This is a genomic window from Tetzosporium hominis (assembly GCF_002265435.1).
GTDB lineage: Bacteria > Bacillota > Bacilli > Bacillales_A > Planococcaceae > Chryseomicrobium > Chryseomicrobium hominis.
In genome coordinates this window covers 1-16,786 of the sequence record NZ_NOKQ01000119.1, presented here as the reverse complement: position 1 = coordinate 16,786, position 16,786 = coordinate 1, and the positions used below count along the sequence as shown (strand labels likewise).

Here is a 16,786-nt window from a genome sequence, read left to right as displayed (position 1 = left end):
AAATACGGTGGAGAGATGCATCAGGCAAGCAACATTTTTAATTGCCATTTCACACATTTCTTACTTGCCAAATACAGTCTAGAGCTCGGAAGAGATTGGTACATCATCACTGGGCAACATGAGGTCCGTTTTTATCTGAAACAAAATGAGACATATCAGGTGAATCTATAAATCATCAATGGGAGGTGCCACTGGCAGCCTCCCATTTGTCTAATGACAAAAAATCCGTCAGGACTTGGACAAAATCATCCATCAACTTACGGTCATTATTTGGCGTCATTAACATCAAAACTCCAAAAACCACCAATCTATTTAAACTAGGTTGGTGGCTTTTTTAAACATACTCACTTATGATAAGGCTCTCCGTGATGTATCTAAATGAGGGTTTTAAGTCAAAATAACAGCTTTCGTACGCTTGATACGAAAGCTGTGTTTAATATTCATTCACATTTTTCCAATAAATCTTTTATCTCCACAGAAATTGTAGGATAATCACTCTTTCCAAGTAAGCTGTGTTTCTCATTCAAAATAAGAGTTTTCCCTTCAAAACTTATATCATTCATTTCAACAAGACCCAAAATTAATTGTGAACCTTCTGGTTTTTTTTCTATAATAAAGTCTAACATCTTATCCAAGTTTGCTTTTTCTTGGTCTTGTTGGTTGGGAGAGTCAATAACTATTGGACAAAACACTGAAGTTGAAAACTCCTTCATTACTTCAAGAATACTAAAATAATATGCTAATAACGCTCTAGGTTTACCACTTCCAGTTTCCGCTATTTTGGAAGTGATTGTTTTGTAAGATTTTTCGCTCATTGTTAATACTTCTAGCTTCATTAAATTACTTTGCATTAAGTTAAAGTATTTTGTTCTAATTTCTTTTTGTCGTTTCTTATCTTCAAATTCTTTTAATTCTTCTTTTAAATCCTCGATTTGTTGCTCATTATTATATATTTCATTATTTAATGAACTTATTTCTTCCTCCATAAGTAAGTTCATTTCTCTTTTACCTTCATTTAAGATTATGTCTTTTAGCTTTACTGCTCCTTGTTTTTTCGAGAGAATACCCCTTATTTTTTCTTGCTCATGATTATTCTTATCATAAATTTTGTATTCAGATTGAATGCTTTCTACAATTTTTTTAAAGTCTGAATTCAGACTCAATAATAAATCTTTACAAGTATCTTCATCTTTTGCAATTGCAAAACGCTCTGCAAATGAGTTCTCATAAATATTACCGCACGTCGGACACTCTACAGAATCAGTTTGTTCCATTGCAAATTCAAAATCATCCTTTAATTCAGATATAGTGCTGTTGACTACTTTGATTTGCTGTTCTATGTGTATCTTATGATTTTCTAACTCTAAGATTTTCTGTTTTAACTTAGAACCTTTTTTGTTTAATACATCATAAAGCGATAATAACTCATCAATCTCTTTTTTAAATTGAACTGTGTCAATAGCTACAACTTCCTCTTTTATTTGGTTACTAATTTTTGATATAAAGTTGCTTGAGATTTTCCTTTCATTCTCCAATGCAGATATTTCTTTTTTATAGTTTCTTATTGCTGCGTTTATTTCATAATATTCATTCGGTCTAATGCCAGTATGATAATTTACTACATCATTTCTCCAATTACTAAATTGAGAAAGTCTATCAAAGGACTCCCAATTCTTATTCCAGCTTATATCCTGGTCAATGTAAAAAGGTAGAAGAAAATAAGCCGGAGGAGGGATAAGTGATTCTCCCTTACTATTGTTAAGAACCAGTTTGTAGTTAAACAATTGGGCAATGAAAGGCCCAATGCCATTAGTGATACCATTAAAAGTATCTATAACATTCATTTCGTCATCAAAAACAGCAAAAAACCTATCTTTTCTAAGAATAGAATAAGTTTTTCCATCAAGAGAAAACTTAACTAAAGAAATAACATTTGCATTCTTCCATTTAGGATGTAAGTCCTTTGGGTCAGCTCCAAATGTCCAATAAATACTTTTTATTAATGACGATTTTCCAGTATGGTTATCTCCCCTTATCACTGTTATGTTTGGATGAAATGTTACCTTCTTTGCCTTTTCCTCTAGAAACGACACTAGTTTTATTTCCTTTATTATCATTCTTTTCATAGTTATCTAACCTCAAATTCCGAATTAGTCTTCTGAAATTTCCGCTCATTTACTAAACTCCATTAAAATTATGACCTTGATATAAAATTCACTATAAAATGAATTGGATTCCTTAGATATATATTCGTTATATACTGGCTTTAATAAATCATTTTGTAAATTTATAATCTGTTTTTCTTTATATGGTTCTACCATTTTTGAGATTATATTGATTGTATTTCTCAATTTCAAATTAGCATAATTCATCTTATCTACTCTATAATCATCCCATGCCTGCTTTATTTTAAGCCGGTCTGAAAAAGGCATGTTTTCTTGCAAAAGGGAGTCATTAATAAATTTCCAGCGCTCCTGTTCTTCGTCATCTGTTGAGAACATTTGAATATGTTCTTTAAATTGTTCTCGGCTAATTCCTTTATGCTTCGCTAATTCTTCGAAAGAAGAGATGTCACTTTCATAGTTGTTTTTTACTTTCACTTCACTAAATATTGCATCGTAAATAACGCTAACCTTATATTTTGAATCAGGATTTTGTTTTTCAATAAACTCTGATAATTTACCCTTTAAATAAGTTTCTCGATTATCCACTAATAATTCAGATACCTCAAAAAACGTCAATTCAACAAAATCTGGGTTATCTTTCAATTGATGTTCATCTATCACCTTGCGGATAATTTCTGCGATGGTTACTTCTTCTAGCTCTGAAAGACAAATTTTTTTCTTTGTTATGCTCTTTTCTCCACTTAATAATTTTAAATTATAAGTGTAATTCGAAATGAAGTTAAGTGATAAAGTATGCTCTGGAAATTGCATTTTGCATTCATACATTTTCCCTAAAATTGACAAAGAAGGTCCTTCCGTTCCTGGTTTTCTTTTTGTTAAAGAATTCAAAGTCCAATTCTTTGAACTTGTTTTTATTTGAAAAAAGGAAACGTTTTCAGGGTCTGTAGCTGAATCATAAACAACTACATCATCGTAATAGTCCATAACTAATAAGAAGTCTTCTTCAACTTCATACATTTCCATCATCTTTAAAATAGCCCAATCTTTTTGATAATCAAATCTATTTGAAGAACGGGGACCACTAATGTCTCTCGGCTTAACAAATGAGTCTTTTAGTTTATCCATGTAATCAATCCTATTCATTCTCAATCTGAGAGTTTATTAATATATGAATAAATAACTTTCCTCAATTGTATCGATAAAATAGGTCCCTAACAACATTTATTACCAATTAACACCTTTTAACGTAGTAGTAAAGTTGTATGTCGAATTCTAAATTGATTCCAATTCTTTCAACTTTTACATCTTTCACACTGATTTCTTCTAGATATTCCACATCCCACTGATGTTTCAGAATATCATTTCTTTCTTTTAATTCTTCTAAAATAATTATGGCTTGAGATTCAGAGAGCTGAAAGTTCTCAAATCTTTCACCATTACCTAAGTAGTCATAAAGCATTTTAAACTCGCGCTTTAGATAGTTTACAAAATCCCTGGGAAACGCACCTTCAATTTTATAAAAATCATTGAACATTCGAACTCTTATCATTATCTATAACACCTATACGATTTTTGTTTAATTTCTGCAGCTAAACAAGTCATGATGCCTACCACTGTTCCTATTAAAAAGTATTGCATTACTATTCCCCCTTTATTTTTATAGTTTAGTGTTCTTCTTCACATATACGTAAATGGATACGCCAAATGCCACGCCTGCTTTGAAAAGGTCTATTGGTGTCATAAATTCACCTCCTTTGCCGTAAAATTAAACCTGAAATAAAGGCATATACTCTTATAGAGCAAACCTCTCTGACTTGTAAACGTATTGATTGTTCTACCTTTCCGACTGCCAATTCTTCACACTAAGCTAATAGGCTTAACAAGTTCACCATCTTTCAGCAAACCAATTCCGATATCCTTTAAACCATGCTTATCCTGTAATAAGTACACAACGTTCGATGCACCGCCATCGTAGAAGAATACCCAGCATGTTAGTTCTGGTTTGTTTTCATCTGGAATAGTAGCCTTTACCGCTTCGTTGCTTATGTCATTTACTGAAAGAGTTCTAACATCCGCTTTCCAGTCCTTCCAAGCTAAATGTGGGTGATGCTCCTCCATGTAATTCCTGAATAGATTAATAATGCTCATAAGTTATTTGCTCCTTTTCATAGGTCGATTAAAATAGAAAAAGGGGGAGAGAACTCATCCGTAATAGATGAATCCTCTCCCCCTTTAAAGGTGAAGTGTTTTGCAACTTCTTTATTGAGTTGTATTTGTATCGTATCAATCTTTCGGTCCTCACTGATGGTGATTTGTCGGATAAGTAGATGCATCAGCCTTTTCCTTTGTTCTCTGGTCAATGACTCTTGATAGGCACTTTTGAAGTTCTGCATGACCTGTTTGACCATAGAAAAGTTTATGAGCTGTGTACCACCTTGCCCCATCTGCAATTCAATTGGAGATAGTCTTTCTTCAAGTCGTTCCTTTTCTACATTCAAAGTGGATAGCCGCTGCACAAGGTCTGCTTTTTGAACCAAATCATCTTCATACAAACCAAGGACTTTCTCTTTCTTTTGTTGATTGGATTCTAGTGCCTTTTTCAAGGTCTCATATTCGTGTTGAAGCGGAGAAGAATCTCGCTCTTTCTTATTATTAATCCGTTCAACAATTTGCTCTATAAGCAAATCACTTTTGGCTATGTTTGATAGCTTTTCAAGTACATAAGGGTCTGCATAATCCGTTCTTACTCCATTCGAGCGACAAACTGCTGAACCTTTATTCTTCCAAGCTCCACATACATAATACTCCAGAACCTTTTTTGTTCCGTCTTTTAGTGTATTCGTTGTCCTTCCAATCACCATTCCTGCCCCACATTCAGGACACTTCATGATACCAGTGAGAGGGAACTCGCCGTCATGTATTCGATTAGGCTTGCCGCTTCTGCTCGCCATGATATTTTTTGCTTTTTCCCATGTTTCTTCTGAAATGATGGCTTCGTGCTGCCCCTTCTCAATCACAGGGTGAGGATTGATATTGTTTCTTCTCTTCTCGTTCCAATCTCTCCGGACATTGTAACGTATAAATCCTGCGTAAAGGGGATTGCTTAGAATCGTTTTTACCCCGTTGATGGAGAAGTCTTTGTTCTTTTTTGTCCGATGTCCTTCATTGTTGAGTTTGTTTGCGATGGATTTGTAACCATTCCCCTCAACGTAAAGGTCAAATACCTTTCGGACCGTTTGCGCTTCTGTTGGATTAACAACAAGTGTTGAGAGTTTTCTCTTACGGTTCTCTCCTGGAACGCTAATGACATCATAACCAAGAACCTGACCACCATTCCACGACCCTTCTTTGGCTCTTGCCAACATCCCCATTTTTACGTTTTGAGCGATATTATCTCGTTCAAATTCAGCAATGACCGCCAACATTCGAAACTGCATTTTACCAGCTATTGTATCTGTCTCGTAGTTCTCCGTGTAAGAACGAAAAACGATGTTCTTACTTTCAAGTTCTTCGACTATGTTAAGCAAATCCTTTGTCTTACGAGAAAAGCGGTTCACCTTCCATACGAGCACCAAATCAAAGTTTTTACTATTAGCATCATGCAGTAATTGTTGTAAAGCAGGTCTACCTTTAATGTTTTTCCCACTTTTACCTCTGTCCACATATTCCTTATGAACAACGTATCCTTCTCGCTCGCACATTTCTCTTAGCACACGTACCTGTTCGTCAATACTGTATCCTTCTTCTGCCTGTTCTAACGTGGAGACTCGGGCATATATAGCTGCTCTTTTCTGTGTTCCAGGTCGGCTAAATTGGTCAAGCTGGTCGTGTAGTTGCCTCGCTGAGTTCGGCATCAAATTCACCCCCTTTCTTGTTTTCATCTTCAATTAACCAACGTGCTACCAGTGACAGCGGAATCCCTTGCATGGCTGCTAACCTTAAATGTCTCGTATTAAGTAATTTGCACATGTTCTCAAACACTCTCAATCCTTCTCCTGTGGAAGTGTCGAAAGGTTCCATTACTGAAAAAATTTCCACACCATATCTTGCAAGCTCTCGTTCTATTTGTTGAAGTTCTTTCCCATCAGGAGTAAGCGTAAATACATCCCAAACAGCAACTACCCCGAACAAGCCTTCAGCAGCATCCTTCAACATTTGCTGCAATACTTTTCTTCTTTTCTCATGAGATTCCAAGCTTGGTTCCCAGTAGACTCTACTGACTTGATATCCAACCCGCTCACACTTGTCTTTTAAGACCTGGACGTCTCGATGAATTCTGTAACCCTCGGGTTGGGTCCACGATGTATTTCTTGTGTAAATTACTATCTTGTCTTGGTTCTGCTGTACAGTTCCATCTCTACTTATCATTGGAACCTCCTCCTTTGGGGTGTTTTGTAAGGTATTCTGTGACCATTTCTGCTAACATGTCTAAAAGATTTTGATATTCGTAGATAGAACCTTCTTTTTCGTTCATGGCAAGCTCTCCTCGTCGTAGTAATAATATATATTTCATTTCTTTGTAAGAAAGTGGGGGGAGGGGTGGTTAGCTAAAACAAAACTTTTTTTATGGGTTTTAAGCTTTTGGTATTGAGCAGTTTTTTGCTTTTCACACACCCCCTACACCCCTTTAGAACTGAATAATATCGCCAGCAAGAGTCGGGAACTGTAAATATTCCAAATCTATAAGCTTTATTCCGTCATAGTAGACAGTTCCTTTGACTTTCTTCTTCACAATCGGGATATTTTCACTGTCTAAAATCACTTTGAAATAGCGCCAAAATACTTGACGTGATTTCGTTCCTTTGTCGTCAATCCCCTGAACATTTAGCCATTGACTATACATATTGTAGAAGTCTGACTGTTTAGTGCGAGAACCAGCCTCTTGGACCACATGAGAGTGAAAAAAAACTCTCATTGGATTTTGCTCATCGTAGTAAGCACTTTCGGTTTCTTCAATTGCTTTACAGGCACTGAACTGATAGTTATTGCTTCTCAACCGCTTCAATCCTAATATCGCCCAATTAAGAATTCCAGGCAGTTCTTTAAGCAGTTCGTCTTTTAAATCTACGTTTCGTTCTTCTTTCTTAAAGGTTCTTGAAAAAGGTACAATAATAAGTTTTCGGAAATAGCCTTCTGTAACGTCTGATGAGTCAGGAAGGTTATTGACTAGAAACACCAAACGACAGTATGGGCGATAACTAATCGCAGGACGATACTTAATGTTAATAGTGATGTTATCTCCACTAACAATCGCCTTAAAGTTTTCGGTTTTAAGTGCCTTTCCACCCATTTCGTTCTCAGCAGAAATGTTAAGCGACTTACCAATCATACTTTCCATACCGAATTGGTCATTGAACTTGGACAGAGGGACGCTGCTGACGTTTTCGGGTCCAACTAATTCAGTTACTATGGAAGCCAGCACACTTTTCCCATTGGCTCCACTACCATAGTAATAGACCGCTTTTTCTGCTTTGGTTTCTCCAGTCAGCCAGTATCCAATCAACTCTTGATGTACAGCGATTAGTTCATGATTGTTGAGTGTAATATCACGCATGAAATCATCAAAATTAGGCGCTGTTGCATTCGCATCATAAGGAATTGGGATTTGAACTGTAGAAAGGTACATTGGCGAATGTTCATGTAGCCTGAACGTAGACAGATTTAACATGCCGTTCTTTAAGTTAATAAAGTTGCGTCCTGTGTTCATCTCTTCAACAATAGGTGCTTCACGTTGGAGAGCTCGAATAATCTCAGTTTCATATGTGCTTTTCCAACTGTTCCATCTACCCTCATGCATCACTGCCCTGATTATTTTTCCGAGATTCACTTCAGAAAGCTCTTCATATACACCAATTTTGTTGTATAGAAAGAGTCTTCCGTCTCTTGTTGAACGCACATGGCAACGCTTGAGGAAATGCCTTGCAAAAACGTTGGCATTAAAGTGGTATCGTTTCTTTTTGTCATCGTAAAGAAACCCTCTTTCTTCCGCCTTTCCAACCTTCAGGACTTGCCCCAGTTCCAAAAGCAATGCTTCCGGAACCAGTGAGTCGGCAATCAATTCAGCAGACTTGAATCGTTCTAAAGACTTGTGTTTAGGCATATTGTGGACATGGTCCATTAAAGCAGAGAAGAACGATTCTTCCTCTCCAACGGCCTCCATGCTAATAGCAGTTATCAATAAGGATTGTTTTGCTGGAACATCAATCTCCTGTACCAAAACTCTAAGGGTCTCCGAAGATTCTAGCAATCTTAGTTTGCTGATTGGATGCTTTGATAAAAAGTTGTGAGCTTCTTTTTTATCCAGACGAACATTCTCATTTTCACTTACTTTTACCTGTCCTACATCAAATCGCTCGTTTGCTTGAATAGGGTGGGTTTGAGAAGTAATTGACTCCTTACTATTTGTATTAGGTTTACTTGTGTGAATCACCGGTCGCTTAACCTTTTTCAATGCCATTACGCCACCTCCCCATACAATTCAAATGAACTGCAATTAATAATCTCAATGGGCTCGTTTTTCTTTGCACCAAAACATTTTGAGTTAAACTCAGGGAAAAAGTTAATTAAGTCATTACATACAGATTTCACTGAATCTTCAGGGTCATCCATGTAACTACCATCTTGAATTGCAATACCTGAGATTCCGGTTTGGTCTAGAAACTTAGCAAACTCTAGTTGCAAACCAGCGTATTGACCTCTTGTCATTACCATCTGAAAACCCCTAGGGTAGAAATCAATCTCTAAAAAATCTTTATGAACACTGATTCGATTCGCAAGCACCTTCTGAACTGAAAGGTCTTTTACTAATCGTTTTATAACTCTTTGCATTCCACCAGGAGAAGTCCCTGCAGGAATCGGAACCTGAGCTGCTAGACGATAGATTGCATTGACACCATCATAGTGGTCGCCCCTTGCATCAGTTAAAGATGAAATTGCGATTTGGTAGTTACTTTTTTCTGCTTTGACATACATCTGTTTTGCCTCCAATTAATTTTTTCTTTATCAATCACTTTCTGTAATCCATGATATCAAGAGAAAAAATAATCAATTAGTAGGGCAAAAAAAATAGTTACTCCCCCCTATTATTGGAGAAACGAAAAAAAGCCACCATGGGAATGGTAGCTAGTTTTAGTTATTACTTATTTTTTAAGCTCTCTTAGTGCTTTTTCCAACACAATTTTACTATCTTCATAAGTTATATTATCGGGATTTTCATTCTCATCAATAGCTTTAATTACTTTATCCTCAATCTCCTCATGACGAATTTCGCTAAAAATGTCCGCCACTTCACCAAATTCAATAAAGCACTGATATATTTTTTTCTCCAAATAGTCATACAGTTCCATTACATCATTTTCATTAAGTAATCTAGAAACTTCGCTTTCATCAGTTAAGCCATCTGCAACTGATACTTCTGGATTGTTTCTAATATCAGTATGACCTAAGTATTCAAAAGCTCCATATCTCAGTTCCGCTTCCTTTAATAACCCACTAAACTTATCAATTAAACGATGATGCCTTTCAGTGGAAAAATATTGATGGTCAGCAAAAATTCTGTTCCTGACTTTCTCTTTTTGAATATTATTAGTAACATCTTTAGTGCTATATTCAGCCAACCCATTTACCAACTCACTCCACTGGGAATAAGGTAAACTTTCTAACCCGCTTTTTCTAATTGCTTTGACTGATGTCGAAGTAAAATTTAAAAGTAAAAATTTTATGTACTCTTTTGAATCGAGAGGTATAGCAAACTCCCTGCCACTCTTTACTGCGCTTTTTTCTATACCTTTAACCTTGAGAAGTTCTGTTAATTTTTTCACCTGTTCTTTTTTAAAGTTATCAAACGCATTTCTTCTTTCATCAATTATTTTTATATCCCCATTTTCTTCCTTCTTCACAAAATCGTAATTGCTTTCCAATGCGAGTTCTTTCGAGATTTGGTACATAGTAACCGTTTCTTTTATATCCATATCTTAGTCTCCTGTCTTTGGTTAATAGGGAGAAGCAAAAAAAAATACAATAATAATCCATTCAACTATTTTACTACAGTTTTTCATTTTAACGCTTAGAAGCTCATATCAATCCTTTTAAAGCTGCTCGATGGGGAACTAGATAGTAAAAGAGGGGAAATTAACCAACTATTTCCCCTCTTTCACTACCTCTCATTGGTAAGTGGTTGATTCTAAGAAATCCATATACCACTCAAAGCTAACGTGCTAATCGGAGCGTTCCTCTAATTCAGTGATATACTCAGAATATATCATTTCTCATTATCCTCATCTCGCAGTAATATCTCTTCGTAGATTTTTTCATCATTCTTCAGACAAACTAAAAAGAGTGGTTGGTTCGTATCAGCATCAGATGCTATGCAAACCAACCACTCATGTTCTTCATTATTATAAACACAAGAATGTACTATGACCTTTTCCGGAGTAATAGTAAGCAGTTCTTCTGACACAAGACTTTCATCCAGCTCATCTTTATACAAAAGAATCGATTCTTCTCCAACTTGTTCTTCGTCAACATCGATGCCAAATTGCAAAGACATGAAGATAGCGAAATGTTCGGCGTTATAGTAACACATTGACCTTCCCCCTTAAATATATCCTTTTTCTTTCAATGATGTGTATTTCCCATCTCCAATAATTAGATGGTCCAATAGCTCAATCCCCATCAACTTTCCAGCTTCAGCAAGTCGTTTAGTAACTTCCACATCTTCTCTGGATTCAGTAGTTTCACCAGATGGATGGTTATGGGCTACCATGATGCTCGCTGCTGAGGACAATATGGCTGACTTCATGACCTCACGAGGACTAACGATACTTGCATTCAAACTACCAATGTGACAAATGTTAATGGAAACAGGCTGGTTCTTAGTGTCCAAAGACACAACTATGAGGTGCTCACGGTCTTTATCTTCTAAGAAACTCTTAAACAAATCGTACGCATCCTGTGGTGAACGGATACTTCTTCTTTCATAAAGAATACTAGATTCTCTAACCAATTTAACCGATACAATATTCACTCTCTTTGCAGATGATTTTTTCATTTATTATCTCTCCTTAGGCAAAATAAAAAGAGGATGTTCTCACGTCTAATTGACGTGAGAACATCCTCTTTTAAACTCATAACTATAATATATATTTAAATTCGCGCTCATTACGCTTATCAGCTAATGTTCGGACTGCCGGAGTACACATCGCCATCTGTATTGTATGTTAGTGTAAACACCATATCTGATAACCATTTCTTAAAAGAGTCGTTATCATTGTACTGCTTAAACACTTCCATGTTGTCAGACATAAGGTTAATGACAGCTCGATTCAAAGCTTTTTGGCTCTCAATTTTTGCATTTTGCTTATCAGAGTTTTTCATCGCATTTTGATAATCTTTATCTTTTGCTACAATTTCCGGGATAGCAGCAATATGTTTCTTAACCTGGTCTTCGTCCCTCCAAGGAATATTCCCAAAAAGGTCATGGAAGGTTTCGAGAATATTGCTCAGTAAATCTAACTCTACTTCTGATTTCCCACCCATTGCCGATGTAGGTACTGGTGCAATTTCATACTCTTCCTTATCCTCTAGTACAATGGACATTTTAGCTTGTGCTTCCGCCCTGTAACTATCTAAGTCAATCGCTTCGAGGATACCAATTGATAGGTCTTCTTCTTTTGGTGCAGGTAGCTTTGGTATCAAGAAGTTTAGGAAGATTGAAAGTTTTTCCCACTCAGGGTTTCCATATGGCAAGATGGATGCCAAGAATCCGTATGTTCGGACAAACGCCTTCGCCTTGCTCTTAAAGTCTATTTGGCCATCTTCATCCAAATCATCTTCATAATGCTTAGCACAAACATCGAGAATGGGGTCTAACTTATCACGTTCTGCCCCATTGAGGTAAAACTCTACCAGGTTATCAATATGTGTATCTGTGAAAACATGATAACGCCTAATGTCACTCTCTAAGTCATTAAGTTTATCCGGGTCTGTCTCTTCTGAGAGTACCGTTGTTTTATAATACTTAGAAAAAGCATCTTGTATCGTAATCGTTTCATTAGCAAAGTCAAGTACGAATGTATCATGTTTCTGTGGATGAGCTCGATTTAAACGTGAAAGGGTTTGAACTGCTTTAATATCAGTTAAGACCTTATCAACATACATCGTATGAAGAAGCGGCTCATCATAACCCGTTTGGAATTTATTTGCGACTACAAGGAGACGGTACGGGTCCTTTTTTAGTTTTTTTTCAATCTCACTGCTCGGAAACCCATTAACTGAGCTTTCTGTTACCTTTTTCCCACCGTATTCGTGCTCACCTGAAAAGGCAACAATCGGTTTGAACTGACTTTTACGTTTTTCCAAATATGCAGATATTGAATAGTAGTACTGGATTGCTCGTTCAATGCTGCTAGTTACAACCATAGCACGAGCATGACCGCCAATTTTTCCTTTTGCAATCACTTGGTCATGAAAATGGTCTACCATGATTTCCGACTTCAGTTCGATTGCCTTTTCATTGGACTCAACATACTTTCTCAGCTTTTTTTGTGCCTTCTTTTTGTCAAATTTCGGGTCATCTTCTACTATCTTAGCAATCTTGTAATAACTCTTAATCGGCGTGTAGTCTTTCAATACGTCCAAAATGAAGCCTTCCTGAATGGCCTGTTTCATTGTATAGACATGGAAAGGTCGATGTTTAATCTTTCCGTCCTTTGGATAAGGAACACCAAACATTTCAAGCGTTTTATTCTTCGGGGTTGCTGTGAATGCAAAGTAACTCGCATTGTTAAGCATTTTTCTCCCCTCTAGTATCTTTAAAATCTTATCTTCTGTCGTTTCATTTTCCTCATCTTCATATTGGTCAGAAAGTGCCATATTCATTTTGGCCGACATGTTTCCACTCTGACTAGAATGAGCTTCATCAATGATGATAGCAAACCTGTTTTTTCGGTGTTCGTTTCCGATGTCATCTAGAATGTAAGGGAATTTATGCACAATAGTAATGATGATTTTCTTACCGTCTTGAAGTAGTTTCCTTAAATCTCCCGAGCTCTCTGCATGCCCCACGGTATTTGATACCTGCATAAACCCTTTGATGGTATTCTTAATCTGCTTATCGAGATTAATTCGGTCAGTGACAACGATAACTGAATCAAAGAAACTCTTACCGTCTTTTGACAATGAAACCAGTTGATGAGCAAGCCAAGCAATCGAATTCGATTTTCCACTTCCTGCACTGTGTTGGATGAGATATTTTTGACCTACACCCTTATCACTGACATCAGCTAGGATAGATTTCACACCAGACAACTGATGATATCGAGGAAAAATTTGAGTGCGTTTTACCTTTTTAGTTTCTTGGTCTTTTTCCTCAACAATTTGTGCATAGTTTTCAATGATATTTGCAAGTTCACTCTTTACAAAAATTTGTTTCCAAAGATAGTCCGTCTTTATTCCATCAGGATTAGGAGGATTCCCAGCTCCATTTTTATATCCTTTGTTAAAAGGTAGGAACCAGGATTTCTTACCGTCGAGCTTTGTACACATTCGGACTTCATTGTCATCAACTGCAAAGTGAACCATACATCTTCCAAATTGAAACAGCAATTCACGCGGGTCACGGTCTATCTTATACTGATAGACCGCATCCTCAACATTCTGCTTCGTCAGTTGATTCTTAAGTTCACATGTAATAATAGGAAGACCGTTAAGAAAAATAACAAAATCAAGAGCAAGTTTCATGTTGTCTCTCGAATACATCAACTGTCTCGTTACACTAAATATATTTTTTGCATACAGAGCTTTGGCTGTCTCATTTGCCTCAGAAGGAGTCAGATAGAATAAATCGAGTGTGACTGGATAGATTTTCAGGCCGGTTCTTAAGACCTCAATTACACCGTTTTTCGTAATTTCCCCCTGCAAGCGATTCAACAACTTTGCTTTGTTGCTATCGCTTTTATAGATGCCTAACATCTCTAACTTCTCTTTCTGAGTTTCTTCTAAGAATCTAAACAGCCTAGTCTCATCTATTGCATAGTCTTTATTGTAGTCACTGTTTTGTCCTTGTTCATACTCGTTCTGGTTCACAAGATAGTTTACAATTAATGTCTCTAGCCCTGATTCTTTTGTGTTGGTTGCCATTAGACCTCACACTCCTCGCCCTCTAAGACTTCCTCCAATTCTTCTATATCCTCTTCTAAATCTTGATATTCAATATCAGGGTCCTCTTCCTCAACTTGTATTATCTCAATGTTGCGTACATCTATCTTACCTGTAATAACATCTGATATTAGCCTAGTTTTGTATTCATTGATTAATTCAATCTCTTTTTGAATTTTATTTATACTACTTTCTACTTCACTAACCAACTCAGGAATTTTATTTGCAATAATACGTTGTTCGTCCAATGGTGGTAATATAGTATAAATAGAACCGAACTTCGGGGTATATAACCTGTTAAACCCAGTTCCCACTCCTTTTGAAGCTAATGCGAACTGTTGAACATGATTTGGTAGTTTGAATACATAACTATAATAATCTGTATCAGCTAACTTTGTAGGTTCAAATACACTATAGTCTGGTGAAACAACTCCTTCAACGTTTACAGATGTAAACATACCGCTCCAAGCTTGCATTTTATTCATTAGCAGATTCCCTTTTCTCACCACTTTATACTGTGTTAAATCACTTGCACTTGGTGGCTTGTCGGAAAACTCGCTATATAAAATTAAGCCTTTCTGTCTACTGAAAGTTAATAACTCTAGATTTAAATTCCCTTTTCTTTCTTCCCGTTCCCTGAACAGCACTTTAATTCTAGTTACATTCCAGTGTTCAGGAATATCACCTAACCACTCTAATCCACTTGGCTTCAATGATATATTAGGATTTAGCCCTTTAGTTACTGCTTTATTAATTACAGCCTGTTTTTTCTCTTTTAATACATTAATAAGCTGCATCTTAACTCGAATAAACTTATTTATTTTAGAAATCTGATAATCCAAATACTTTACAATCTGGTCTTGTTCAATCCTTGATGGTAAAGGTACCCGAATTCTTTTTAAGAATGGATAATATAAGTTTCTTTGAATACTCCCTACTCCTTTCGAGGATAGAACAAATTGATTAACCATTACTGAATCTCTAAATAAATAATTTCCGTAAATCGGATTTATTTTATTGGATAAACTAAATACATAATACGCTGGGCTCACAATACCTCTATATCTAGATACACCTACTGAGCCCCTCCAGGATTGCTGGTTGTTCATTACAAAATCTCCTGGCTCAACCAGTTGATATTTAGTTAGGTCCTGGCTGGGTTTATGAACTTGCAATCCTGTTGATTGATTGTAAGGAATTACTCCTTTATTTAAATACACTGATAGCAACTGCTCATTAGTGTTATTTATTATCGATTTAGGATTAACCAGGGCGTAGAAGGGATACTCCTTCCACCCCTGAGGTATCTGTTTTAGAAAAGGAATACTAGTTTCTCTATATATCTCATAAGGTTCTATTATATTCTTCAATTTATTCACCCCCTTATGATATCCTGAAGCAAACCTTCAGTCTGTTCTTCCATTGATTTAATATCTGAAATAATCTCTTCTAGGTTACGTAACCGTACAGGCTTATAAAAATATTTCGTAAAGCTGATTTCATATCCAATTTGAGTTTTACTTTTGTCTATCCATGCATCAGATACAAAAGTCAGAACTTCATCCTTAAAGAACTGCTCAATTCCTCCCTTATGAAGTAATGATATTTGTTCCGTATCTCTCAAATTGCTATCTGACTCATACTCTACGACACACTCTTTTCCATTAATCGTAGCACTAAACAATCCAAATAAAGAATTCTCTTTAGAATTTCCTGATTTGTGAATTTTTTTTATGACCTTCGCAGCATTCTCATCAACCTGTGTTAGATGATTTTTAACCAAATTTATCCTTTTAACTGGCAGTTTTTCACCGTTTTCTTTAGCCATTCTAGTCAAGTTATCAATAAATTCGTTAAAATCTAGAATTATTGAATGGTTATACTTTCTAGCAATTTCTTCAATAATAGTTGCAAGACTTATTTCTTTTTGTTGTTCACATACTTTTCGGAAATTTAATAAGTTCTTTTTTGACAAGTCAATACTTAAGCGTAATGGGCGTTCAACCGTTATTTTGTAATAACCAAATTCTTCATTATCAAAAATTTTTGAGTACTCATTCTCCTCAAACTTAATAAGCAGGTCTGAAATTTGTTTACGTAATTCAGGAGTCAGCTCGCAATTTTTATTTCCAAGATTTTTACGTAGAGAACTTTTCATGTTTGTAGCATCAATAAGTTGTATTTTCCCCCGACGGTGCGGTGCCTTTCTATTAGTCACAACCCAAATATAAGTAGCAATGCCTGTGTTATAAAACATATTTTCAGGAAGTGCAATAATTGCTTCAAGCCAATCATTTTCGATTATATATCTTCTTATATTACTTTCTCCTTGACCAGCATCTCCAGTAAACAAAGAAGAACCATTATGAACCTCAACAATGCGACTTCCAAGTTCAGTATCATGTTTCATTTTGCTTAACTTATTTGCTCACTAGTGTCGCATAAATAAGTTGAGAATATTCAGTTTTCTTTTATTCGTTGAAAAAATTAAAAACGAACAGACA

Annotated in this window: 14 protein-coding genes; all 14 read right to left on the bottom strand. The window is 36.0% G+C overall.

The window, feature by feature from the left end; genetic code table 11:
- Positions 1-440: 440 nt before the first annotated feature.
- Positions 441-2,093, bottom strand: coding sequence for an ATP-binding protein (locus tag CF394_RS00650; protein ID WP_165767413.1), 1,653 nt, complete (start codon positions 2,091-2,093; stop codon positions 441-443).
- A 78-nt stretch (positions 2,094-2,171) separates the two neighbouring features.
- Positions 2,172-3,251, bottom strand: a complete 1,080-nt coding sequence (locus CF394_RS00645; protein ID WP_165767412.1) for a dsDNA nuclease domain-containing protein — start codon at positions 3,249-3,251, stop codon at positions 2,172-2,174.
- A gap of 106 nt (positions 3,252-3,357) precedes the next feature.
- Positions 3,358-3,675 carry a hypothetical protein gene (locus CF394_RS00640; protein WP_094941356.1) on the bottom strand — a complete coding sequence of 106 codons (318 nt, stop codon included), beginning with the start codon at positions 3,673-3,675 and terminating at the stop codon, positions 3,358-3,360.
- A gap of 308 nt (positions 3,676-3,983) precedes the next feature.
- The gene (locus CF394_RS00635; protein ID WP_094941355.1) at positions 3,984-4,274 is read right to left on the bottom strand and encodes a hypothetical protein; all 291 of its coding nucleotides are present in this window, start codon (positions 4,272-4,274) and stop codon (positions 3,984-3,986) included.
- Positions 4,275-4,291: 17 nt separating this feature from the next.
- Entirely contained in the window at positions 4,292-5,980 is a 1,689-nt protein-coding gene (locus tag CF394_RS00630) for a recombinase family protein (RefSeq protein WP_094941354.1), read from the bottom strand.
- Positions 5,943-6,494 (bottom strand): recombinase family protein, encoded by a 552-nt coding sequence (locus tag CF394_RS00625; protein WP_094941353.1) that lies wholly within the window; start codon positions 6,492-6,494, stop codon positions 5,943-5,945. Before CF394_RS00625 ends, CF394_RS00630 begins: the two co-directional genes overlap by 38 nt.
- A 259-nt stretch (positions 6,495-6,753) precedes the next feature.
- Positions 6,754-8,583 carry a DNA primase family protein gene (locus CF394_RS00620; protein WP_094941352.1) on the bottom strand — a complete coding sequence of 610 codons (1,830 nt, stop codon included), beginning with the start codon at positions 8,581-8,583 and terminating at the stop codon, positions 6,754-6,756.
- Entirely contained in the window at positions 8,583-9,098 is a 516-nt protein-coding gene (locus CF394_RS00615) for a hypothetical protein (RefSeq protein WP_094941351.1), read from the bottom strand. Before CF394_RS00615 ends, CF394_RS00620 begins: the two co-directional genes overlap by 1 nt.
- A gap of 167 nt (positions 9,099-9,265) precedes the next feature.
- On the bottom strand, positions 9,266-10,096 hold the full coding sequence (locus CF394_RS00610; protein WP_094941350.1) for a hypothetical protein: 831 nt from the start codon (positions 10,094-10,096) through the stop codon (positions 9,266-9,268).
- Between the two features lie 290 nt (positions 10,097-10,386).
- Entirely contained in the window at positions 10,387-10,710 is a 324-nt protein-coding gene (locus CF394_RS00605; protein WP_094941349.1) for a hypothetical protein, read from the bottom strand.
- Positions 10,711-10,722: 12 nt separating this feature from the next.
- Complete coding sequence (gene radC / locus CF394_RS00600; protein ID WP_094941348.1) at positions 10,723-11,175, bottom strand: RadC family protein; 453 nt, start codon at positions 11,173-11,175, stop codon at positions 10,723-10,725.
- Positions 11,176-11,294: 119 nt separating this feature from the next.
- Entirely contained in the window at positions 11,295-14,264 is a 2,970-nt protein-coding gene (locus CF394_RS00595; protein WP_094941347.1) for a type I restriction endonuclease subunit R, read from the bottom strand.
- Positions 14,264-15,652, bottom strand: a complete 1,389-nt coding sequence (locus tag CF394_RS00590; protein ID WP_165767411.1) for a restriction endonuclease subunit S — start codon at positions 15,650-15,652, stop codon at positions 14,264-14,266. The genes CF394_RS00595 and CF394_RS00590 overlap by 1 nt, the downstream gene beginning before the upstream one ends.
- Before the next feature lie 5 nt (positions 15,653-15,657).
- The gene (locus CF394_RS00585) at positions 15,658-16,692 is read right to left on the bottom strand and encodes an HsdM family class I SAM-dependent methyltransferase (protein WP_094941345.1); all 1,035 of its coding nucleotides are present in this window, start codon (positions 16,690-16,692) and stop codon (positions 15,658-15,660) included.
- Between the last annotated feature and the right edge of the window lie 94 nt (positions 16,693-16,786).